16 protein-coding genes are annotated in these 23,488 nt (G+C 39.4%); 6 read left to right on the forward strand and 10 right to left on the reverse strand.

Annotation, left to right across the window (positions count from 1 at the left end; translation table 11 throughout):
- Positions 1-140 precede the first annotated feature (140 nt).
- Positions 141-611 (forward strand): four-helix bundle copper-binding protein, encoded by a 471-nt coding sequence (locus tag B1C82_RS18060; RefSeq protein WP_086448979.1) that lies wholly within the window; start codon positions 141-143, stop codon positions 609-611.
- Here the strand turns inward: B1C82_RS18060 and B1C82_RS18065 are convergent.
- The 4 genes from B1C82_RS18065 to B1C82_RS18080 all read right to left on the reverse strand — a co-directional run bounded on the left by B1C82_RS18065 (position 608) and on the right by B1C82_RS18080 (position 5,283).
- Positions 608-2,035 carry a histidine kinase dimerization/phosphoacceptor domain -containing protein gene (locus B1C82_RS18065; protein ID WP_086448980.1) on the reverse strand — a complete coding sequence of 476 codons (1,428 nt, stop codon included), beginning with the start codon at positions 2,033-2,035 and terminating at the stop codon, positions 608-610. The genes B1C82_RS18060 and B1C82_RS18065 overlap by 4 nt on opposite strands.
- The gene (locus B1C82_RS18070; protein WP_086448981.1) at positions 2,032-2,475 is read right to left on the reverse strand and encodes a response regulator; all 444 of its coding nucleotides are present in this window, start codon (positions 2,473-2,475) and stop codon (positions 2,032-2,034) included. The genes B1C82_RS18065 and B1C82_RS18070 overlap by 4 nt, the downstream gene beginning before the upstream one ends.
- Before the next feature lie 2 nt (positions 2,476-2,477).
- Positions 2,478-4,703: a PAS domain-containing sensor histidine kinase gene (locus B1C82_RS18075; protein ID WP_086448982.1), complete on the reverse strand. Its 2,226-nt coding sequence runs from the start codon at positions 4,701-4,703 to the stop codon at positions 2,478-2,480.
- Between the two features lie 124 nt (positions 4,704-4,827).
- Positions 4,828-5,283, reverse strand: coding sequence for a peptidylprolyl isomerase (locus tag B1C82_RS18080; protein WP_086448983.1), 456 nt, complete (start codon positions 5,281-5,283; stop codon positions 4,828-4,830).
- 216 nt (positions 5,284-5,499) lie between these two features.
- Here B1C82_RS18080 and B1C82_RS18085 point away from each other — a divergent pair, with 216 nt between their 5' ends.
- From B1C82_RS18085 to B1C82_RS18100, 4 genes are read left to right on the forward strand one after another with little or no spacing between them, the layout of a single operon-like run.
- Positions 5,500-8,157 (forward strand): adenylate/guanylate cyclase domain-containing protein, encoded by a 2,658-nt coding sequence (locus tag B1C82_RS18085; RefSeq protein WP_086448984.1) that lies wholly within the window; start codon positions 5,500-5,502, stop codon positions 8,155-8,157.
- The gene (locus tag B1C82_RS18090) at positions 8,141-10,255 is read left to right on the forward strand and encodes a FecR family protein (protein ID WP_086448985.1); all 2,115 of its coding nucleotides are present in this window, start codon (positions 8,141-8,143) and stop codon (positions 10,253-10,255) included. The genes B1C82_RS18085 and B1C82_RS18090 overlap by 17 nt, the downstream gene beginning before the upstream one ends.
- A complete protein-coding gene (locus B1C82_RS18095) occupies positions 10,245-11,429 on the forward strand; it encodes an LIC11435 family protein (RefSeq protein WP_086448986.1) in 1,185 nt (394 codons plus the stop codon). The genes B1C82_RS18090 and B1C82_RS18095 overlap by 11 nt, the downstream gene beginning before the upstream one ends.
- The gene (locus B1C82_RS18100) at positions 11,423-13,870 is read left to right on the forward strand and encodes a right-handed parallel beta-helix repeat-containing protein (RefSeq protein WP_086448987.1); all 2,448 of its coding nucleotides are present in this window, start codon (positions 11,423-11,425) and stop codon (positions 13,868-13,870) included. The genes B1C82_RS18095 and B1C82_RS18100 overlap by 7 nt, the downstream gene beginning before the upstream one ends.
- A gap of 38 nt (positions 13,871-13,908) precedes the next feature.
- On the opposite strand, the gene B1C82_RS18105 is transcribed toward B1C82_RS18100, so the two are convergent.
- The 6 genes from B1C82_RS18105 to B1C82_RS18130 form a co-directional block, all read right to left on the reverse strand.
- Positions 13,909-14,616, reverse strand: coding sequence for an Lcl domain-containing protein (locus B1C82_RS18105; protein WP_234008376.1), 708 nt, complete (start codon positions 14,614-14,616; stop codon positions 13,909-13,911).
- Between the two features lie 174 nt (positions 14,617-14,790).
- A complete protein-coding gene (locus B1C82_RS18110; protein WP_086448988.1) occupies positions 14,791-16,653 on the reverse strand; it encodes an ABC-F family ATP-binding cassette domain-containing protein in 1,863 nt (620 codons plus the stop codon).
- Between the two features lie 48 nt (positions 16,654-16,701).
- Positions 16,702-18,933: a PAS domain-containing sensor histidine kinase gene (locus B1C82_RS18115; RefSeq protein ID WP_086448989.1), complete on the reverse strand. Its 2,232-nt coding sequence runs from the start codon at positions 18,931-18,933 to the stop codon at positions 16,702-16,704.
- A 44-nt stretch (positions 18,934-18,977) separates the two neighbouring features.
- Complete coding sequence (locus B1C82_RS18120) at positions 18,978-19,889, reverse strand: alpha/beta fold hydrolase (protein ID WP_086448990.1); 912 nt, start codon at positions 19,887-19,889, stop codon at positions 18,978-18,980.
- Positions 19,890-19,896: 7 nt separating this feature from the next.
- Positions 19,897-20,370, reverse strand: coding sequence for a cyclic nucleotide-binding domain-containing protein (locus B1C82_RS18125; protein WP_086448991.1), 474 nt, complete (start codon positions 20,368-20,370; stop codon positions 19,897-19,899).
- Between the two features lie 49 nt (positions 20,371-20,419).
- The gene (locus tag B1C82_RS18130; protein WP_086448992.1) at positions 20,420-22,084 is read right to left on the reverse strand and encodes a PAS domain S-box protein; all 1,665 of its coding nucleotides are present in this window, start codon (positions 22,082-22,084) and stop codon (positions 20,420-20,422) included.
- Between the two features lie 174 nt (positions 22,085-22,258).
- Between B1C82_RS18130 and B1C82_RS18135 the strand changes: the two genes are divergently transcribed.
- A complete protein-coding gene (locus B1C82_RS18135) occupies positions 22,259-23,488 on the forward strand; it encodes a DUF445 domain-containing protein (protein ID WP_086448993.1) in 1,230 nt (409 codons plus the stop codon).

Below are 23,488 nucleotides of genomic sequence, written 5' to 3' on the forward strand. Positions count from 1 at the left end.
GAGCTACTTCGCGGGAAGAATTTTCCAAACCTATTCTAAAAGTTCCGAAAAGAAAGCGGTTTTTTTTGCGGTTTTCAACCTATTTTCAGGCGACGAAAAGCGGATTCTGGAATAATTTAGAGCACCGAGGGAGGTTCCTCTTGGAACAGAAAATATCTAGAAAACAAATCCTAGGCCTGGGTGCGACTACCATGGCCCTACTTGCAAGTTCTTCCGTTTTAGGACATGACCACGAAGATAAGAAAGCTTCTAAAAAGAAAAAGGCCGACAAAATTTCCGTGCCAGGTTCCGCGATTGAAGCCTCCTCTGCTTGTATTTTAAAAGGCAGGGTCTGTATCAATATGTGTGTGGACATGTTGGCAGAAGGTCATAAGGAAATGGCGGATTGCCTTAGATCTGTAGAAGAAACTGTGGCGTTATGCGATGCATTCGTCGTATTGTCTTCATTAGGTTCAGCTTCCACTAAAAAATTAGCATCCATTTGTTTGGAGTCTTGTGAAAGATGTGCTGCTCAATGTGATAAACACGCAGACCATCACGAAGAATGTAAGGCTTGTGGCGAAGCTTGCAAAGCTTGTATTTCCGAATTCAAAAAAATACTGGCTGCTTAAAACGCGAACTCTATTTGGAATCGGGTTCCTGGGGCTGAAGTATTGATGTCCAATTTTGCCTTTAACTGTTTGGATAAGATCCGTATCAGTTGTAAACCTAAGGTTTCTTTGACCTCGATCTGAGAATAATCCGGGATCCCCTTTCCATCGTCTCCAACTTCCAAGTAAAATCTCCCATTTCCGGATTTTGCTTTTATATAGAACTGTCCCTTCTTCTTTTCTGAATAAGCATACTTGATAGAATTTGTAGCAATCTCATTAATCATCATACCGATAGGAAGTGCCTTCTCGACTGCTAAACTTAAATTTCCTACATCGACAACCCTTCCGATCTCAGGTCCAATCCCGTACACATTCCAAAGATTATCGAGTAACTTATCCACATAAGAACCTAAACCGATCTCTGCTAGATTTTTAGAATTATAGAGTTCATTATGAACTAGAGACATGGAATAGATCCTGCTTTCTGTATCCCTAAGTTCTCGAGTAACTTCCTTATTCTTTGCATAATTTGCCTGCAAATTCAAAAGACTGGCCATGATCTGGAGATTATTTTTCACCCTATGATGGATCTCTTGCAAAAGTGCCTCTTTATCTCTCAATGATTGTATGAGATTGTCTTCGGACTGTTTCCATTTGGTCATATCCACTAATATCGCAAGAACTACTTCCTTTCCTTCTAATTGGAATCTATAGGAAGTGATCTCCATTAAGAGAGGAGTGCCTTCTTTAGATCTATGAACATGTGTTTCCGGAATATTTTTACCATTATTAATTGCAAGGTACTGCGTTCGTTCTGTAGTAGAGGCCCCTATAAATAACTCGGAAAATTTCATATGAAGAAGTTCTTCTCTATCGTACCCGTAAATTCGTTCCGTTTCTTGGTTCAAATCCAAAACACTTTCACATTCATAATTATACAAAACGATCGGATGAGGATTATGCTCGAAGATCAGCCTGTATTTTTTTTCATTCTCTTTGATTAGGAATGCCTGCTCTTCCAGCTTGGACAACATATCCTGCCTTTCGATCGCATACAAAATAGATCTAAAAAGAAGATGAGAATCGAATTTTCCCTTGATCAGATAATCCTGACCTCCGGACTGCAATGCTTCCATAGCGACAGTTTCGTCTTGAGTCCCGGAACAGATCACTATTGGTATTTTAGGATACGATTTTTTAATAGCCTCGAAGCCATCTAGACCAAAACTATCAGGCAAGGTCAAATCGAGAAGAATACAATCTATTTCTTCTCCCTCATCTTTCAATACTTCCAAAGCATCGGCGACTGTTGGAGAATGTTTCAAACGAACCCCAGAAGGATCCGCTTCTTTCAAAAATATTTCGAACAAACGAGAATCATCCTCGTTATCTTCCACTATTAAAATTTGTTTCATCCGGACGGACACTACTCTGGCATTCATTTTGGAGGTAACCTCGAAGTTTTGAACCAATAGATTCGTAATGTATCCATCGCTTCCAAAAAATTGTCGTATTCCACCGGTTTCTGTATGTATGAGTTCGCGTGTAAGTTAAAAGTGGCAATAATGTCCCTATCTGAGCCAGAAGTAGTCAATACTACTACTGGAATACTTTTGTATACAGGATCTGATTTAAGTTCTTCTAATACTTCTAATCCATTTTTTTTAGGAAGGTTCAAATCTAATAGTATCAGATCGGGACGTCTTGCTCCTACGAATTCCCCTTCTCCTTTCACAAAATCGATCGCTTCTTCTCCGTCTTTTGCCACAAAAAGTCTTTTTTCGGATTTGAGATCGTTCAAGGCTTCGATAGTAAGTCGAACATCAGCAGGATTATCCTCCACAAGAAGAATATCAAAATATTGTTTAGAAGGAATGCTCATAATTAAACCTCAGGCAGGGAGAAAAAGAACTCAGATCCTTTTCCTAAAGAAGACTGGACCCAAATTTTTCCCCCATGATTTTCCACTATCTTTTTGCAAATGGACAACCCAATCCCCGTTCCGGGATACTCAGATCTAACATGCAATTTTTGGAATATGATAAAAATACGATCGAAGTATTTAGGATCCATACCGATACCGTTGTCGGATACGGAAAAAATATTAGCTCCCGGAATATGTTTTACCTTGATATGAATTTCAGGGTTTCTAACGGGGGAACGGAATTTGATACCATTGGAGATTAGATTGCTAAATAAACGTCTGATCTGGTCTTGGTCTGCATATACTTCAGGAAAAGGACCCTCAAAGACCAGCTTTGCCTTAGTTTCGTCTATCACTGAAGATAAGTCTCTTCTTAACTCATCCAGGATTAGATTGGGATCTCCCTTGGATTTTTTTACTGAATCAGAACCAACCCTAGAATAACTTAAAAGGCTTTCTATCAGTCCCTGCTGCCTTTTTGCGGCTTCCACAGAAACATGAATAAATTCTCTCATCTCAGGCTTTATTTCATCAGAAAACTTTCTCTCCAATAGTTGAAGATAACTCGCGATCGTCCTAAGTGGCTCCTGCAAATCGTGAGATGCAATATATGCAAATTGTTCCAGTTCCTTATTCGTTTTTGCAAGACCGAGAAGAGCTTCTTCCAAAGATTTTCTGGATTCTATTTTTTCAGAAATGTCCCGATTCACCATAATAAGACCGGGAACCAGATAACCTTCTGCATTAATTTTTTTAAAATTACTTTCTATGAAGATCTTTCTGCCTGACCCAAGCGTGTGTATAAGTTCTCGTTTGGAGGCTCCTAAGTTATCCCAATCCTCCATTGCAGATTTATAATTTTCTTCGGAGATCCAATCTTCCTTAAAAAGAGAAGTATAATGTTTTCCTAAACATTCAACTTCTCCTACTTCGTACATTTTTGCAGCATAATCATTGTAATAGGTGATCTTCATATCCCCATCTAAGGCAATGATAGCGTCGTTAACTTGGGATATAACTTCTAAATTAAAACGGTTCTCTCTGGTCAGCTTAACTCGTTCAGTTACATCCATCGCGGAAACAAGAACAGCTTCCGTCTCCTGGAATTGTATGAGAGAAGAAACTATATCCAGATATACGATACTTTCGTCTTTTCGCAGATGTTTCATTTCTTGGAAAAAATTCGGACCACTTTTAAGTCCTTTAATCTTTTCCTTCATGGACTCTCTTTCCTCCGGAAGTCTGAGTTCTTCTGCGCTTTTTTCTAAAAATTCTTTTTCCGAATATCCGTATGTTTGGATTGCAGTTTGGTTTACTGCCAATATTTTGAGAGAAGATCTTTCAAAGACGAACATGATTTGAGGATTATTTTGGAATAAATTCCGATACTTTTCCTCATTTTTGCGTATCCTATTTTCATACTCTTTACGATCCGAAATATCATAAACAATTCCTAATATTTCTTGGACTCGACCATTCTTCCCTATCCTTGGATACATTCTCGTTTCCAAAAGAAGATCATTTTGATTTGTATGATATATACTTTCTTCTCCCTGAAGAGACTTAGAGAACGCTTCCATTACTTCAGGCCGATTTCCGGCTCTTTCAAAAATGGTTTTCCCCACCACTTCCTTAGGATTGATCTTTAATCTTTCTAAACCTTTCCCATCGGCGAGTATAATCTTTCCCTCCGGCGAGATAGAAAACACAACAACCGGCAAAGCTCCAATGAGAGTTTCAAAATCTACAGTACGTTTTTCTAATATATATTCAGTAGTTTTACGATCAGTAATATCCAGAGAAACTCCCACAAGTCCCCTGATATTTCCATCTTCTCCAATTGCAGGAGAAATCCTAACGGCAAAATACCTTCCTAAAAAAACGATCTCCGCGCTAATTTCCTTTCCGGAGAGTACTAGTTTTAAGGCTTCCGTTTGTTCCAGACGACGGATGGTCCCATCCTCTTCTATTAGTTCAGCATTCCATTCATGATCTACAAAGTTAGTCCCTGTAAATGCACTGGAATCCAGGCCAAGCATGTCTAACGCTTTACCCGAAGCAAAATTAATAAGCCCAGTTTCGTCTGCAGAAAATAGTACGATGGGAGAATTGGAGAGAATATAATCTAGTAAGGACTTGGGATTTCCCGGTTTAGAATCTGAAAATAAAGGAGAAGGAGAACCCATAAATAGATCCGCCCGGAATCTATATTCCGGGCAGGGGTCTCTAATTATGGCGAAATATGGATATTTTCAAGCATATTTCGACTTTTTATGGAGTTTGTGGAATTTATATCCCACAAGGGATGCGTTAGATGATCTCTATCGTTTCAATCACTACCGGTTGAAGAGGACGATCTCCGGGAGCTGTAGGAGTTTCGGAAATACTTTGAACTATGTCTTCTCCCTCGCTCACATGACCAAAAACTGCATGGCGATTATCCAGATACAAATTGTCTCTCACATTGATGAAAAATTGAGATCCGCCAGTATTAGGTCCAGCGTTTGCCATAGAGATAGTAAATTTCTTATTTTTAAGTTCTGGATGGAACTCATCTTGGATCTTATACCCTGGTCCACCAGTCCCGGTACCTTGAGGGCAACCGCCTTGTATCATAAAATTTGCAATAATTCTGTGAAAGACTAGGCCATTATAAAAGCCTTTTTGAGCCAATTGGATGAAATTCCCGGCAGTGATCGGGGCCTTCTCATCTTCCAATAAAACGGAAAAGGTTCCTCGGTTGGTGGTAAACTTAGCAGTTGCCATAAATATCCTCAAAACCAGATTCTAACGGGTGTCTGTGCAATCAACTAATTAGGTATATCCTTAGTGGGAGAGAACTCATTCTACTTGTTTTCAATATAGAATGCAGTTGTTCCGATAATTTAACGGAGGATTTCCGGAATCTACTTTCCGCTAAACGGATCGATTTTTTAGCTTTCTAAAAGAGAATTTTTATTCCGGAACTTCCTTAGGAACGAAATGCCATCATCTACAAAATACATTCCCTTCGGACCAAATGGTGCGGTCGCCTTCTGGGCAAAAGCGAAGGATAAAATCCAAAACCAGGACGAATTAAGAGCCTGGGCAGATCTAGGCATAAAAACTGTAGTCTGTGTATTCTCTGAAAAAGGTTCTTCTTTAGTAACTGACTTGGAAGAAGGTTTACATGCAGGAGAATGGAAACTATTCGCATTAGAAATTCCTCCTGGACCGGAAACAAACGAGTCAGTGTTCCACTCTGCTTGGAAATTAATCTCTGCAGCAGCAAAATCTAATATATTATTTTTAATCCCTGAAGAATTGGAAGAAAGATGGGAAGTAATACTTTCCAAAATGGTAATATCTTCCTACCCTCATATCGCCACAGGTGAGTTAGGTGCTTGGTTTCCGAGTTTGCAAGGAGATGCAGAAACTACTTTCTTAGGAGAATTTAAAACTTATGCTTCTCGCAAAAAAGCTCCTAAAGAAATTCCTGATTCCACAAGAGGAGAATTTTCTCTCTTTCTAAAAGAACTTCCTTTAGCGGTTTCTGGAATTGAACTAGGACTATTTAAGAACGGGCATAAAGATCCTAATGGTAAGAAGAAGGTCCCGAAATTCCAAGAGGCAGAGAGTTTCCGCACCTTGGAAAGTAAGCCGGTAATTTCCTTTGATACAGTATTCTCTGGAGAAAAGCAGGAATCTGAGACTTCCGCAGCCGTTCCAGAATTACCAAAGGCAAAAGAAACATCAGAAAAGAAGAATATTCCGAAAAAGGAATCCACACCTAACCCTTCCGCTGACATGGGGGACTTAGCAACCACTGCAAAATTCCCTCTTCAATTAAAATTGATGGCGGTGATCTCTCTTCTACTTACCATTACAGTTTCTACAGTTATTTTATACGCATCCAGCGAATTCAAAAAGAACTACGAAGTAAGAGTGTTAGAAACTAACTTCTCTTTGGTGAATATTTTAGGGATCAAAGTAAAATCAGATCTGAAAGATATTCGTGATAAAGGCAAAACTCTTACTGAAAAACTTTTAGATCCAAAAGGCCCCGGTGCGTATGCGGATCTATTCTTCCGAAATGAACCTGATTTTCTTTTAGCGGGAATTTATTCTGCAGAAGGAGACAAACTTAAAAAAAGAACGGTTCTATATAATGATTCTTACTTAGAAGGAATTTCTTCCAATAGAGAAGAATTGGATGCTGCCGTTTCTCAAAAGGAATCGTCCTTTTTAAAAACAATCCAATCAGGCGGTAGAATAGATAACCTAACTCCTAATTTTAAAGAGCCTACGTTCTCCATTTCCGTATATGATACTCAGAGTAAATCTATTCTACTCTATATCATTCGTGCGGAAAGACTTCTATCTGTATTCCAAAAACAAGATATTAACGTTCCATTCTTGATCAATGGAGATGGAGATTTGATTGCACATCATGATCTCCAACTTCTTGCATCTCAAACAAATTGGGCAGATCTTCCTATTTTTGAAACGATGCTTTCTTCCGTAAGAGAGGATAGCCAACAAACTATATATGAAGATTCTACTAAGACAAGATATTATGGTTCTTATCAAAAATTAGGTTTTGGTGGATCAGGAGTAATCGTCTCCGTCCCGGAAGAAAAAGTTTTTGAGATGGTATACAGGATCCAGACAAAAAACCTCCTGATTATGGCGATCGCACTTTGTATCGCACTCATCATTGTATTCTTTTTAGCAAGAACCATTACAATTCCAGTTTTAAAACTTCTGACTGCAACAGTTGAGATCGCGAAAGGCAACTTTAGGATCGGGATCAAGTCCAGCACAAAGGACGAGATTGGCGTTTTAACTGATTATTTCGTAAGTATGGGAAAAGGTCTGGAAGAAAGAGAGAAGGTAAAGGACGCTCTCGGCCGTTTCGTAAACAAAGAGATCGCCGAAATGGTCTTAAACAAGGAGCTGACTCTGGGTGGAGAAAGAAAGATGTGTGCCATCTTCTTCTCAGATATTCGTTCCTTCACAGCTATATCAGAAAAATTACAACCTGAAGAAGTAGTAGAATTCTTAAACGAATACATGACAGAGATGGTTCGCTGTGTGAACGATACCCACGGGATCGTGGATAAGTTTATCGGTGATGCGATCATGGCAACTTGGGGTGCAGTTCGTACTTCTGAGCAAGACGCAGAAAACGCAGTGAACGGTGCGCTCCTAATGAGAGCGGCACTTATTAAGTTCAACGAAGGAAGAGGTGGAGATAAAAAACCGATCATTCGTATCGGTTGCGGTCTTAACTTTGGACCAGTGATTGCGGGCCAGATCGGTTCCGAAGAAAGATTAGAATATACCGTAATTGGTGACGCAGTGAACCTCGCCTCTCGTGTGGAAGCCTTAAACAAACCTTTTGGAACAGACATTTTAATCACACAAGATCTTCTGCATCACGTAAAAGATATCTTTGCGGTCGAAAAAATGCAATCTATCAAGGTGAAGGGAAAAGAAGAACCCCAAACCATTTACGCGGTCTTAGGAAGAAAAGACGATATGGATCGCCCGAGAGATCTGAATGATCTGAGAAGAAGGCTCGGAATTGAATACGAATCCAAGAAAAAAACAAAAACAGGAGATGAGGAAGAGGAATTAAAGTATGAAATACTTGAATGACGGCCGTGTCATCGTTACTGCTTTAGTTCTATTACTGTTCTTTTTTTCGGGACTATTATATCTTTATGCAAATGCTGGTTCTAAAACAGGAACCAATAAAGTTGTAGGCCAACTTAAAACAAAACAACTTAAAATATTAAGAAAACTTGATTCTGAAGTTATCTGGGAAGAGCTGGATGAGTCAGATCCAATCAGATACAGAGATACAATTCGTACAGAAGAAGGTTCAGAAGCAGTATTACTTTTCACTGATGGAGAAAATTCTGCCGAGATCAGAATGGACGAAAGAAGTATGATCCTTGTCGAAGATACTGACAAGATCAGCTTTGTGTCCGGTTCCCTCTCCGCTACTGGCGGCGGTTCTGGCAACCTGCAGATCAGTTCGGGAGACACTAAAATTTCTCTCGGAAATTCAGATCTGAAAATTTCCAAAGACGAAAACAAAGGTTTAAATCTGGAAGTAAAACAAGGAGAAGCCAAGGTCGTTTCCTCTTCCGGTGAGAACACTGTAGGCAAAAACCAATCTGCGGATCTAAAAGATGGAAAAGTAGAAGTACATACGTTAAATCTGGAAACTGTTTCTCCTCCGGATAAGACTTTTTTTCCATTGGCCGGAGAAACTCTTCCCGTTAGATTCGAATGGAAAAATTCTCCAAGCGTAAAAACTTTCCGATTGGAAGTTGCAAAAGATTCTGGTTTTAGAACAGGTTTAAAAAAATTGAACGCAGGTGGCACAAACGCTTCCATCTCTTTAACTAATGGTTCTTATTATTGGAGGCTCGCAGGTAAAAATCCTCAATCAGGAAAAGACGAATTTAGTTCTTCTAAAAACTTTAAATTAATTTCTTGGAATAAACCAAAACTAGTCTCCCCTACTAATAAAGAAGTATTCTCATATACTGAAACCGCTCCTCCTGTCCGCTTTCAATGGAATACGTTTGATTCTCAGACAAAATATAAACTGGAAGTTTCCTCGGATGCGAATTTTAAACAAATCGTATACACTGGGGATTCCTCTGCGGGTTTCTTAAAATGGGAGCCTAAGGCCGAAGGCCAATTTTTTGCTCGGGTAAAAATGAATTCCGACAAACAAGGGTTTACTGAGCAAAGTTCTGATGCGATTTCTTTTGTATTGCGCAAATCTGAACAAGCAGAACCTCCGAAACTTCTAAAGCCTTTACAGGGAGAGGAGATAGGAATTCGTATCTTTAAGGTTGGTTCCTTCTTCAGCTGGAGTTCCAACAAGGAATTCAAATCTTATTCCATAGATATAGCCGCTGATTCCGATTTCAAAAATATCCTTTTCTCCAAATCGACTAACTCCAATTTTATGAAGCCTGATCTGGACTGGAAAGAGGGTGTATACTTCTGGAGAATTAAAGCAAGTTCCAATTCCGAAGAGGTAATTTCTTCTTCTGTTGGTAAGTTTACTTTAAAACCCCTTGGTTCAATTCGATTATCCTTTCCTAAAGATGGATCAGAGCTAGGTCACCCAGTGGACGGCAAATTACAATTCAGATGGGACAGACCCGATCCAACCGGAACTTATAAATTAGAAGTTTCTAAAGATCCTAATTTCGCTTCTAAAATATTCGAAACCTCTGTTCGCTCCGGACAAAACTCAGTCCCACTTTCAGGACCTGGGGATTATTATTGGAAAGTTACTCTTCTTTCTCCGGAGGGAGAAGTTTTGACGAGCAGCCCTTCTTCTGGATTTAAAACTTCGGACTCTGCTCCATTTGTCTCTCCTGTATATCCAAGGGATAGGGATAAGATAGATTTGGATGAGAAAGCAAGTTTGTCATTTTATTGGGAAATTGAGGGCAAATCCGAGGCATACATCTTGGAGCTTTTAGAGGCAGACCAAAAAACCCTAAAAACAGTATTTAAAAAGGAAATTAAGGGAGAATCTTACGACTATCGAGAGTTGTATAGATTAAGGGAAGGAAAGTACCAGTGGAGACTGAGCGCAAAATACAGGGACAGCTCTGGACAAGTTCGCACTACCCTTCCTTTAACCAGGGATTTCGAAGTAATCATGTCCGCAACATTCAAGGCACCGGAGATTCTGACTCCTAAGGAATTTTATGTTGAGTAGAAGATTCCAAAAATCTAATACGATTGCGGCTCTTTTAGTAGGATTCCTATTATTCTCTCTTCCAATTTTAGGGAAGGAAGAAGGTGTCAAACTGGAATGGAAACCTATTCCTGACGCAGGTGGTTACCAAGTAGAGATTAAAGATTCTCGAGGAAAGGTCACCAGAGAAAAAACAAACGCTTCCCAGATCCAAATCGAATTACCTCCTGGTGCTTATGAACACAGGATCGGTGTATTGAATAAATATGGAAGAGTTTCCGTCTTCTCCGCTTGGATCCCTTTCGAAGTTATTCTTTCCCAAAAGCCTGAAGTCATCGCAGCTGAAAAAAGTAAGTTCTTAAGCAAGGACATGCCTGAAACATTCGAGATCAAGGGTAAACATTTTACAGAAGCAACAAAAGTTATATTAAAAGATTCTAAAGGAAACGAGATCCCTGTTAAATCCATAGATATCAAAAATTCAGAAACTATGGTAGTAACTATAGATAAGAAGAAGGCTCCGGAAGGTGCAGTTTCTTTACGTTTAGAAAATCCTCGTAATAAGTCTACAGAAAAGGAAAATTATTTCTTAGTAGCTGAAACAGAAGATGAATTAGCTGCTTTAGACTCCAAAACTTCTTCGGGATCGTCTGGGTCTTCTATCTTTGATTTAGGAGCTGCCGCAAGATCAGCGGTTCTTCCAGGTTGGGGACAGTACTACCAAAAAAAATCTACTTTTAGAACTGCAATCTTTCCTAGTTTAGTTTTACTAGCCGGTGGCTACGCTGCGGCAAAGGGAAGTTCTTATTTAAGTGCAACTCATGAATTGGATGGAGCAAGACAGAGTAATATTTTATATAACTCTGCATTCCTACAATCCGGGAACCCTGCACTATTTAACCTTGCTCTATATAATTATACTCAGATATCTCCTAAATATTCTAATGCCGTTGGTGAATACAACCAATTGGGAGTAGCTTTAGGAGTATTAGGATTCTTTTATCTAATCAATGTAATCGATGCAGGATTTTTTCCAGGCCCTAAACAAGTAAAGGTAGAAGGAACCGATACCCCAGTGACAGTTTCCCCCATCCTCAGAAATGCAAGGGAATCGGATCGGGCTGCCACCTATGCTTCCGGAAATTCTTATCTTCTCCAACAAAGAATGGAATTAGGAGTGGAATTCGCATGGTAACTCTTAAGAATTTTCTACCAAAACTATATTCTATTTTATTGATCGTATTTACTTTGAGCACGATGGGCTGTTATTCACGTCCCAAAAAATCTGGCATTTTAGATTTTATGAATATATCTAATTTTGTTTCCTATTTAACAGGAACTGCCTTCCCTTTGAATGTGCAAGTAAATGGATTAACTAACTCTGGCGTTTTGATAGTACAATTAGGAAGCACTGGAGAACAACTTACATTTTCCGCTGCTGGATCAGATTCTTTTACTGGATATTATGATCCGAATATCATTTATACTTTAAGTATTATCGCTCAACCTGCTACTCTTCCAACCCAGACCTGTATTATTAGTAACCCAAATCTTAATCTTACTTTTGCAAGTACCACATTCGTGGTTAACTGTGCTGAGAACTGGTATAAAGCAAATGTTTTTGTCACAGGGATAGATAGTGCAAATACAACGAATTTAGAAGTGCTGAATAATGGAACCGATCTTAAAACAAGAACCTCCAATGGAACCATTAGTTTTGATGTGGGAGACGGACTCCCTTACGATATCACTCTCGGAGTAAAGCCTACAGTTCCTTCTACTCATACCTGCCAAGTGGTAACTTCTCCTGCGAATGGAACAATCAGTGGAGCGGATGTAAATTTACAGGTCAGTTGTTTGAGTCTAATGAAAACAAGTGTGCCCGCAGCGGGTGCATTTTTCCCTTCTACCAAAGCGATGGTTTTCACATTCTCTGGTCCTGTTTCCGGTTGTACATTGGATGCGACTGCTGGAGGTCCTCCTTATTCTGCAGGAACTGCGAGTGGGAGTCCTGGGGTTACTTATTCAGGAAACACGGCAAGGGTTGCCCCTACAACATTGCCTTGGTCTTTTGGAGCATTGACCTTCCCTTTGAGTGTTACATTTATACTGACCGGCTGTAAGGATGGAGTCGATTTTGCAAATAATGGAGCAACCATATCTCTCAATGTCAAAATGATGGACGGTGATGTTTACTTCATAAGCGATACTTCCGGTAACGACAGCAATAGCTGCATGGACCCAAGCGATTCTTGTAAAACAATCCAAACTGGAGTAAATCAGTGTAATAGTTCCAGCGTCTGTACCGTTTTTGTGGAAGGTGGAGATTATACAATTTCAGGAACAACTTCTCCTATAACATTAAATTCTTCTGGAGGAGTTCGACTTCTGGGAAGTTATGATTCTACATTTAGCACCCAGGATCTAGACGGAACTCCAACTAGAATCATCGATAATAGAACCTTCGCTCAATGTCCTGGAACCATTTTAAGTTCGAATGAATGTGCTCCGATTACGATCACTGCGTCTGGAATGGCTGGGGACACAACAAAGGCCCACGTGGTCCAAGGATTTAGTATTTTTGCCGACGAAACGAAACAGAACGCTTTCGGGATTCGAATCCTGAATGGTGATTCGAATAGTTATATATATATCTATGCAAATTATATTTCTGGGGGACAAGGCGGATTTGGCTTAGAAAACTCTTCAGGAACAAGGGGAGGAATCTACCTTCTTTCCTCTCAATCGAATAACCAAATTGATACGAATGTAATCAAGGGCGGATTCGGAGCATTAACTTCTACTGCAGTGTATAGCTATAATTCCAATGTATACCTGCTTCGAAATAGAATCAGTGGGGACAAAGCAGCAAACGATTCTCATTCAGTCTTACTTGTAAATTTTGTAGATCGATTAGTAGCGATCATAAATAATACAATGAATTTCCGCCCATATACGGATGGTTCCGTAACTTCTCAATTTTCATATGGGATACGTAATGAAGAAAGTACGGCCCTCATTAAATTCTATATAGCTGGAAATACGATCTATTCTGGTGGAGCTACTACAGGTTCAAATTTTGGAATCTATATGACTGGAGTGGCAACGAATGCCCAGATGACTAATAATATTATCAGAGCTCCGGGAAGTAATGGAATATGTGCGCAATTCTCAACAGATCCGAATCCGACTACAGCAATATTCCGCGGAAATAATCTAGACTGCAGCGCAGGAACATTAGTGCGTTCAGTTGCTACTAACTATAATATGCTTTGCTCCGGAGTATTTACCAATACTGCGTTATGTGCTTTGGCCCTACTCAGCGATAAATTCCTAAACAACGGCCTTTCTACCGTTAGATCAGATCAAAACTTTACGGACATTCCTAATTTCAGCGCCTTTCCTCCCCTCCAACCTTGGTTGTCACTAAATACAGCAACGGGTGGGCCTTGTAATATCGCTTTTGGTGGGGTAGAAACATCTGCATATCTGAATAGTTTCGATCCGCAATATAAGTTAGACGCAGTGATTACAGCTCCAGTAATGAGAACAACATCTTCTGGAGGAACTACTCCATCCGGCTCTGCAGGATATTCTATCGGAGCATTCGAGTTAGATGATCCTGGATGCTTTTAAGCAGAGAAGTGTAAGCGTCTCAAAGAAAGCAGAAAATTCTATATCTTAGCTACACAAATCAAGCTGGCTAAACCAGTATTATCTGCTACGGCTATAAATCGCTGAGATACTGTTCCATTTGTATAAGTATGAACAATCCTATCAGCAGTTCGGGTTGAAGTCCAAACAACACCAAGTCTTTTTAAGGATTCTTTCGTTCCAAAAGGAGTTAAAGAAAATGGATTTGCTGAAATATATAAAGTATCTAACTGAATTGCATCCGGTAAGACCCAATCAGTATGACCAGCGAAGTTTAAATTTTGACAAAATGTAACTGCTTCTGATTGAGTCATGTCTCTGTCTGCAGCTACCACCCCACCCGCATTACAATTCGAAGTAACATAATCGTAGAGAAGAATGCTGCCAGCTGGCTTGTAAGCAGTGCAAAGGGTCCATAAAAAATTGTTCTGAGTATCAGTTACAGTTCCGTCATCATTATCTACTAAGGAAGCTGCTCCGCAATTATTACCACCAGCAGCATTTATAAAATCAGTAACACTTGCAGGAGGATTATTGGTTGCAGTAGTATACGGAATCGGATTTGCAACAGTCTGACCACAATGAGAAGAACTTCCTGATCCCCCTCCTGCCAGTAACAGTAATAAGCCGCTTAGATCTTGACTGGGCGCACCACCACAATTGGCGAAAGAAAGATAGAAGGAAAGAAATAGAACTGTCAGACGTTTCATAGTAAGGAAGATGCTCATTGCGCTTTTTTAGTCAAGCATCGAGTGACACTAAGGAACAAAAATCATGGAATTAGGAATATTCGTAAGATAAAACTAATCACTTCGGATTAGTTCGTTTAACACTGTTTAATAGGAAAGAAAATTTCATTATATAGAATGGACCAACTGGGCATTGTTAGATTAGAGCGAATTCTATTCCTTTGAGGCAAGCTCTTCCCATTCAGTGACTTTCTTCTGCAACTCTTCTTGTAGATTATTCAGTCGTTCTCCCGATTTTCTGGCAAGTTCTGGGTCAGAAGATTGTAAGTTTTGGACGAGTTCCTTCTCTTCTGTTTCCAAAGAGAGTATCTCTTTCTCTAAGATCTCCAACTTACGTTTATCTTGGTAACCGAGCCCCTTCTTCTTATTTTCTGTCGGTTTTTCGGGGGCTTTGTGTGTATTCGTCTTAGTTTCTTTTTCTTCGTATTCTCTATATTCCAAATATTCGGAATAGTTTCCCGGAAATCTGTCGATCTTACCTTCACCTTTAAATACAAATAAATAATCAGTAACTCGGTCCATGAAGTATCGATCGTGAGAAACGACGAGAACCACTCCAGGAAAATCATCCAAGAATTCTTCGAGCACAGAAAGTGTGGGAATGTCCAGATCGTTTGTGGGCTCATCCAAAACCAAGAAGTTTGGATTTTTCATTAAAAGTAGAATTAGATATAATCTTTTCTTTTCTCCGCCTGATAGTCTTTCTATCTTTGTCTGTTGTAATTGAGGCGGGAACAAAAACCTTTCCAGAAATTGAGAAGCAGTCCAAGAACTTCCATCGTTCATCTTGATCGTTGGAGCGATCTCTTCCTTCACATATTCCAATACTTTTTTAGACCCGGGAAGTTCTTTTCCAAGCTGATCGAAATATCCAAAACTTGTGTTGAGCCCCGATGCTACATCCCCAGAGTCAGGTTTTTCTCTTCCAGTGATCATATTTAGAAGTGTGGTCTTTCCTGCACCATTAGGACCCACGATTCCAATTCGCTCTTTACCTTTAAATACATAGGAAAATCCTGAGATGAGTTCCATCTTAGGATAAGATTTTTTAATATTCTTTAATTCTAATATTTTACCGCCAAGCCTTCTTCCAGAAACGGAAATATCCAGGACTATATCCTTGCCTGCCTTCTTCCTTTCCATTACTTCAATAACGCGGTCCGTTCTAGCTTTTTGTTTGGTTCCCCTGGCTTTCGGTTGGCGTTTGAGCCATTCCAACTCTGTTCTAAGAAAAGATTTTCTTTTTGCTTCTTCTTTTTCTTCGATTGCCTGCATCTCTACTTTTTTTTCCAAATACAGATCGTAATTTCCGGGATAAATCCTGAAATTCCCTCTATCTATTTCCAAGATACGGTTAGCGATCTCTTCTAAAAAATATCTATCATGCGTAACAAGTAGAACTGCTTTGTCTGTATTTTTTAAGAAGTCTTGGAGCCATAGGATTGCATCTATGTCTAAGTGGTTGGTAGGCTCGTCTAAAACTAAAAAATTAGATTCGTCAGTCAAAGCTTGAGCGAGAGAAACCTTTTTGGCCATTCCGCCTGAAAGTTCTCCCATTTTCCGGGAAAGATCCGGTATATTCAATTCTCTTAATATATTTTTTAGTTTGGATTCCAGTTCCCAAGCCTGTTTAGAATCCATTTCTTCCATAGCGAGATGATATTCTTTTTCGGCCTCTTCTCCGCCCTTTTCTAATTCGATACACGCTTTTTCGTATCTTCTAACAGTATCTAAAAGAATTCCCGAACCTGAAAGTATATGTTCTAAAACTGTTTTATTGGGATCGAATTCAGGAAATTGGGATAAAAAAGAAATTTTGAGTTCTCTGTTTCGAACTACTTTACCTGAGTCGGGTTCTTCTATCCCGAGTAAGATCCTAAGTAAGGTGGACTTTCCCGATCCGTTGATCCCGAGTAATCCTGTTTTTTCTCCCTCGTCTATTCCAAAGCTTAAACCTTGGAATAGTAGTTTTTCGCCGATAGATTTACCGACCTTATCTATGGAGATTAGATTCATCGCTTCCAGCCTTTTTGAAACCAGATGGGAAGCAATTCTTTTAAAGATCTATTTAGGGATTGGGAGTTCTATTTTGTATCTGGTTCCTTTATCTACTGTTTCTAATCCCCATTTTGCTTTTAGTTTATCCAATAACATTCCTACCAATTGTAATCCCAATCCTTCAGAATTTCGGACATCCACCGTTTTAGGAAGTCCTACCCCATTGTCTCCGATAGAAATAGAAAGTCCATAGTCTGTCTTGGCGATAGATACAGATATCTCCCCTTTTTGATCTCCGGGAAATGCGTATTTTAAGGAATTTGAAACTAGTTCATTGAATACTAATGCAAGCGGAATGGCAAAATCCAAATTCAAACGTATATCTTGGGATTCGATTGAATATCCTACTCTCTTGTTTGCGCCGAATGATTGAACGAGTGCAACAAGTAAGTTGTTTAAATATTCTGTGAAGTCTGCATCCGCAATTGTATCATTTTGATATAATTCCTTGTGGACGAGAGCCATGGATTGGATCCTTCTTTCACATTCTTTTAAAATAGAAACGAGTTTTGGATCGTCAGTAAAATCAGTCTGCAAACTTAAAAGACTAGAAACCACCTGTAGATTATTTTTAACCCTATGATGAATCTCCTTTAACATCACTTCTTTTTCTTCCAAGGATTTTCTTAAGGTTTCTTCGTATTGGTATCTATCCGTCACATCTCGGATGATCTGAGTCGCACCTATCATATTATGACTTTCATCACGGATTGAGCTGTAATTGATCTCAAGAACGATTGAGTCTTTTATGAGTCCGGAAATTTTCCTTTCCATTTTAAAAACTTCACCGGTGAGAGCCCTACTCCAATTCCTGATAATCCTTTCTCGTTCTTCTGGATTATCAATTGCGATATCCCAGATTGTTTGGCCGACGGTAACTCTTTTCCCATACACTTTCCAAACCATGAGTTCGAAAGCGGTATTACAAGAGATGACCCTTAGGTCCATGTCCACAGCACAAATAGAATCTTTTACACCTTCTATAATTGCTTGTAGTCTATCATTTGTTTGTAAGATTTTTTTCCGGAGTTCACCTAACTCGAGTTCGGCTTTTTTTCTCTCAGTGATGTCTCTTACAATCACCTGCATGAGTTTCTGGCCCCTTTGTTCGAATGCAACTCCGGAAACTTCTACGGTGAATTCAGTTCCATCTTTACGAATGAATTTTTCCTCAATAGGTTCCAAAGGTTCCGACTTAAGCATCGCCTTGAGAACTCTTTCTGCTACAACCTGTCTAGAATCTGGATGGATAAATTCTATAATATCCTTTCCTTCTACTTCTTCTACAGAGTTATAACCCAACATTTTAAGACCAGTTTGGTTAATATAGATTACTTTTCCGTCCGCATGTAATCCGATCGCGTCTGGAGAAACTTCCACCAATTTTCTGTATTTTTCTTCGCTGGCAAGAAGTGCAGTCTCCCAAACCGTCCTAAGGGTCACGTCTTTTAGAAATATTACGACTTCCTTAATTGTTCCTTCTTTGGACAAGGGTGCAAAGGATACTTCCAGTTCTGAATTGGGTTGGACAGGGAAAAGTCTAGAGAAATGCCATTTAACTTTTGCTCCCGAAAAAGCCTTATTTAACTGTGCTTGAAAAATTTCCTTATGTGTCTCCGAGATTAAAGATAAAATTTTAGAATCAGGAAGTAATTCTATTCCGAATTGCCTTCTGACCTCTGATCTTCCGGATGAATTTACGTATTGTATCTTTCCAGCTTGGTTTACGCGGATCACCCATTCTTCCGTACTATCTAAAAGAATATTTGTATAGGAAAGTTGGTCCTGTAGGACTATTTCACTTTTTCTTAATGGAGTCAGGTCCTGGACGGAGCCATAGATCTGAGTTACTCTCTTTTTGACGGGATCCCAAATAGGATGAGCGTGGTCTCTCAACCATCTAATCTGTCCATCAGGGCCATACACTCTATATTCGTCAGCCCTGGGGGAACCCGATAATAAGGATCTTGTCCTTTGTTTAATTAAATCTTGATCATCAGGATGGAAATATTTTGGATCAGCCGCAGGCCATGGGTTATTTAGATCGTCTAAATTGATCCCGCAGAATTTTAAAAATCCCTCATTTGCCCAGCTTAATTGTAAATCACCATTATCTAATACATGTACTCTGTAAAGATAATCGTTAAATACTTCGGGCGCGAGGGCACGAATCTCTTTTTCTATTTTTTTTCGAAGATTCCGATTTTGAAACCATTTTAGAAGTTTGGCAAAAGCCATCGCAACTCCGAACAACTCCTAAAAAACCGAAGTTTTCTTAGAGCTTACTTTACTAAAAATTCTTTGTAAGTATTCGCTACTTCTTCGGGTCTTTCTAACATAGGAACATGACCCATATCTTTCAAGATCACCTTTTTAGATCCCTTGATGCCCTTCTCTAATACGCCAGCTCCAGAGACACTCAATACTCTATCGGTATCTCCCCATAGGATTAGAGTTCTTGCTTGGATCTTATTCATATTCTCCTGCAACGGAAAACCTGTAGATCGTATTTGTTTGAATATATATTTATTAAATTCAGAATTCTTAATCGCTTTTTCCGCAAAATATGAAGCGAGAAAAGAAGGAATCGGAGGAGGAGTTACGAAAATGAATTTCATCAATTCTTGAAATTCTTCTCCGTTAGTCGCAACCAAATTGTTTTTTCCTTTCTCCAAATTTTTGGACAATTCACTTTTTTCAGGACTGTTTACTCCGGAAGGTGCAAATAATCCTAACGATAATATCTTTTGAGGATATGTTGCAGCATATACGCCAGAGATTGCTCCTCCCATGGAGTTTCCAACGATATGGAATTTTTCCCAACCGAGCTTTGTAACAAACTCATCCAGTCGTTTTACTTGCTCTTTAATATTATAATCCTGATCCGCAATTCGCTCATTTTCCCCAAAACCAGGAAGGTCCACTGCTACTACTGTGTATGTAGGAGTAAGCCATTTGGAGAATCTAGTCCAATTGTCTTTGTCACCACCGAATCCATGGACCATCAGGATCTTTTCGCTACCTTGTCCACCTTCTAAATACACCCAATTCCAAGGTTCAAGCTTGGTTTGTTTTTTTTCGAGGCCGGCTTTCCATCTTTCATAGCCGATACCAGTTTTGACAAGTGTCTCGGAGCAATAAGTAAGCCCGAATAAAATTAGAAAAAGGTAGATTGGAAATAATTTACGGTTCATAGTCAGATCAAGAATAACGTTTCTTTAATTCTCTAGCATAAGCCAAGTCATGAGTCAAAAGCCTCATTCTTTTTACCAAATAGTTGGTAATACCTTTATAAAACTTAAGAGCAAGTTCCTTATCCGAATCCAGAATATGCTGAAGATGATCGAAAGGAATTTCTAAAAGTTCGCAACGTTCCATTGCCTCTACTGTTCCAGCTCTTTTTCCCTGATCCAAAAATGGGAATTCTCCGAAATGATCACCAGTGGCTATGGTAGTTACATTTACATCGTCACCCTTTTCGGTAGAGGTCAAAATTTTTAGGGTTCCGTACATTACCACATAGAACGCTTTTGCCTCATTCCCTTCTTGGTAAACCGCGTCCCCTTGTTCAAGCACCTTGTATTTTGTCTTCTCCGCTATTTTAGCCAATTCGTCCATGGAGAAGCTGGAAAATAAATAAATCTGGTGTAGGATTTCTTCTGTAGTGTGTTGCATGTGTTCCTTACCAAAGACCGAGTATTGAGCCTAGAAAAAAACCATCAAGCTACTTTCCTGGATTTCGGTCCGGAATTCTAAGACGAAAAACAACTCCATTTTCCGAAGTAAACTCAGACTGTGCCTTGAGTTGTCTGGACAAGATCTCTATCAGCTGGATGCCTATAGTCCCGGAGCCATTCAGATTTTCTTTTAGAAAGCCTACCCCATCGTCTGAGTACGAAAAGACGATATTTTGGTCTTCTTTAAAGAGACTGACTTGAATTTTGCCAGAGCTGTCCTCAGGAAATGCGTATTTTAAGGAGTTAGTGAGAAGTTCATTTAGGATCAGCCCGAGCGGAATGGCTCTTTCTATACTCACTTCCAAGGAACTTAGGTCCAATTGAAGTTTTATACGAGGGAGTCCTCCATAAACTCGGATCAAATTAGAAGAAACTGTGGTAAAATAATTTTCCAAATCTACTGCGGCAAAATTTTCTGATCTATACAATTCAGCATGAACGAATCCCATGGACTTGACTCTGTTCTCACATTCTTTCAAGATCCGCTTTAGGTTTGGATCTTCTGTATTCTCATACTGTAATCCTAAAAGACTTGAGATCACCTGCAGATTATTTTTGACCCGATGATGTATCTCTTGGAGCATAGATTCTTTTTCTTTTAAAGATTTCTCCAAGGTTCTGGTCATAGAATTTCTTTCAGTCACATCACGGACAATTCCCATATAACGGGACTCGTCTATTCGAACCGCATTTACTTCTGCTTCTATCATTCTTCCAGATTTGGCTTTGAACTTACGATCTAAGATTACAGGCTTCCCTATTTCTAAAGCGGGAATTCTACGCACAGCATCTTCAAAACTATCTTCACTCAGAATATTTTTTAAAGTAAATGTTTGGAGTTCTTCTTTACTATACTCCAAAAGTTCACACATTCTTCTATTCACCTCTAAAATATTGGTTTCAAAATTTATAATGATGATTGAGTCAGATGCGCTCTCAACTAAGGAACGATATCTTTTTTCACTTTCTTCTAACAATGAAGTCGCCTTCACTCTTTCCGTAATATCGTATAGAATAGAAAATAAAACTCTTTTGCCTCCGAACTGCAAGGGTCCGCTATAAACCTCCATTTCACAGATTTCTCCGCTTTTTAATTTATGTCTGAATCTAAAATATTGTCTGGATTCAAGTGCAGCCTGTTTCATCTCCTCGAAAATTTGTTCTTTCGTGAAAATATTAATATCAGTGACCTTCATTTTCAGAAGTTCTTCTTGGCTATATCCGTAGAATTGGATTGCAGACTGATTCGCGTATAAAATATCTCCGGAGTCAGGATCCAAGATCCATTTGATTGCTTGGTTGGTTTCAAAAATTTGTCGGAATGGTCTGTCGCTTGATAGAAATTCTTTCCAAAAAGAATTTTCTAAAAGAGAAGCTGAGTCCTCCTCCATTGGTTCCATCTTAATCCAAAACATCCCATGAGTGAGAGACCAACTTGCAAGAAGTCCAGTGCTCCCAGGAAATGAAAGTGGGCTTTTTCCAGGTAGCCAAGAAAGTATAGCGCTTCCCTTCTCCCCTTGGATCTGCTCTGTCCCAATCAAAAAATGAGAGAGCGGATTTTGCCTCCATAATTCCAGAGGAAGATTGGTCTCAAGGATCAATCCGGAAGGATCCATTAAAATACACCAATATGGAAAGAAGGAGGAATTCATATTTTAAACTGGAGAGGCCTATTTCTGCGATTTATTCGACTCTGAAAAATCTCTTTTCAAAACCCCAGACTCAGATCCGAAAAACGGATCGAAAAATAACTTGCAGTGCACTGGGTCGAAAAGGACTTTGCAATAGAACCGAATAGTATAGCGCACGCTACAGGAATTGAAAATATGGATCTGTCCTTCATCAGTCAAAACAAAGAATTGATCGGGATCATTATGATGCCTTTCACCTACGGATTCGTGGGTTGGTTTACCAATGTGGTAGCCTTAAAAATGACATTTTATCCACTAGAATTTGTAGGAATTCCGCCTTATTTAGGATGGCAAGGGATTGTTCCGAAGAAGGCGCAGAAATTGGCCTTAAAATCGGTAAATATCATGACCGAAAGGCTGATCAAGGTAGAGGACTTTTTCTCCAAAGTGGATCCAGATCAGTTAGAGACTGAATTCCAACCTGTTCTAAACGATCTAATCCCTTCTGCGACTCACGAGATCGTTCATCATATCAATCCAATTCTTAGAAAACATTTAGAGAACGGACACGGTGAAGAGATCGTAAGAGCTGTCCAAGAAAAATGCGCTCACACAGTGAAGAATATCATGACCCAGGTAAAGGAGAATGTATCTTCCGTTTTCAATTTCAGATCCCTGGTATTACGTAAACTCACTGGACCGAATGTAGAAAGAATCGTAAACATATTCGAAGAAGTCGGTTCTAAAGAATTCAAATTTATTGAACATTGTGGCTGGGCTCTTGGTGGAGCACTCGGGATCGCACAAGCATTCCTTTGGAATTATCTTCCGATCTGGTGGACTCTTCCAATCCAAGGGATCATAGTAGGATATATTACAAACTGGGTGGCACTCACAATGATCTTCCGTCCTCTTTATGAAAAAAGACTTGGACCGATCAAATACAGAGGACTATTCATTGCAAGACAGGAAGAAGTTTCTAAAAAATATTCTAACGTATTCGCAACCCAAGTTCTTACAGCAAGAAACGTATTAGAAGAGATCTTATACAAAAGAGCCGCAAGAACTCTTGTAGAAACCATCCAAACTGAAACAGAATCCGCCGCTTCTCGATTGAACTTAGCTGGGCAACTCGATGAGGAGAATAAAGGCGAAGATTCAGATTTCGAGAATACCAAAAAAGAAGTGATCCGCAAGGTAAGTGATTCCTTGGCAGGAAGTTCTACTAAACTCGAAACCTATATGGGAAGAGCGATGAGCATCGAGAACAATATGTTCAAACGTATGAAAGATCTCCCTCCTGAAGAATTCGAACCAATCTTAAGATCCGCTTTCCAAGAAGATGAATATGTTCTTATTCTAATAGGTTCCGTCTTAGGAGCTATTGTAGGTCTTGTGCAAGGGATCTATATGATCGCGGTATAA

It is taken from the genome of Leptospira venezuelensis (assembly GCF_002150035.1).
Lineage (GTDB): Bacteria > Spirochaetota > Leptospiria > Leptospirales > Leptospiraceae > Leptospira_B > Leptospira_B venezuelensis.

What these genes read in the sequence shown, in the direction of transcription:
- B1C82_RS18120 (WP_086448990.1), bottom strand. Translation starts at nt 19,889, where the DNA reads ATGAACCGTAAATTATTTCCAATCTACCTTTTTCTAATTTTATTCGGG.
- B1C82_RS18070 (WP_086448981.1), bottom strand. Translation starts at nt 2,475, where the DNA reads ATGAGCATTCCTTCTAAACAATATTTTGATATTCTTCTTGTGGAGGAT.
- B1C82_RS18115 (WP_086448989.1), bottom strand. Translation starts at nt 18,933, where the DNA reads ATGGCTTTTGCCAAACTTCTAAAATGGTTTCAAAATCGGAATCTTCGA.
- B1C82_RS18065 (WP_086448980.1), bottom strand. Translation starts at nt 2,035, where the DNA reads ATGAATGCCAGAGTAGTGTCCGTCCGGATGAAACAAATTTTAATAGTG.
- B1C82_RS18085 (WP_086448984.1), top strand. Translation starts at nt 5,500, where the DNA reads ATGCCATCATCTACAAAATACATTCCCTTCGGACCAAATGGTGCGGTC.
- B1C82_RS18105 (WP_234008376.1), bottom strand. Translation starts at nt 14,616, where the DNA reads ATGAGCATCTTCCTTACTATGAAACGTCTGACAGTTCTATTTCTTTCC.
- B1C82_RS18090 (WP_086448985.1), top strand. Translation starts at nt 8,141, where the DNA reads ATGAAATACTTGAATGACGGCCGTGTCATCGTTACTGCTTTAGTTCTA.
- B1C82_RS18130 (WP_086448992.1), bottom strand. Translation starts at nt 22,084, where the DNA reads ATGAATTCCTCCTTCTTTCCATATTGGTGTATTTTAATGGATCCTTCC.
- B1C82_RS18095 (WP_086448986.1), top strand. Translation starts at nt 10,245, where the DNA reads ATGTTGAGTAGAAGATTCCAAAAATCTAATACGATTGCGGCTCTTTTA.
- B1C82_RS18110 (WP_086448988.1), bottom strand. Translation starts at nt 16,653, where the DNA reads ATGAATCTAATCTCCATAGATAAGGTCGGTAAATCTATCGGCGAAAAA.
- B1C82_RS18075 (WP_086448982.1), bottom strand. Translation starts at nt 4,703, where the DNA reads ATGGGTTCTCCTTCTCCTTTATTTTCAGATTCTAAACCGGGAAATCCC.
- B1C82_RS18135 (WP_086448993.1), top strand. Translation starts at nt 22,259, where the DNA reads ATGGATCTGTCCTTCATCAGTCAAAACAAAGAATTGATCGGGATCATT.
- B1C82_RS18100 (WP_086448987.1), top strand. Translation starts at nt 11,423, where the DNA reads ATGGTAACTCTTAAGAATTTTCTACCAAAACTATATTCTATTTTATTG.
- B1C82_RS18125 (WP_086448991.1), bottom strand. Translation starts at nt 20,370, where the DNA reads ATGCAACACACTACAGAAGAAATCCTACACCAGATTTATTTATTTTCC.
- B1C82_RS18080 (WP_086448983.1), bottom strand. Translation starts at nt 5,283, where the DNA reads ATGGCAACTGCTAAGTTTACCACCAACCGAGGAACCTTTTCCGTTTTA.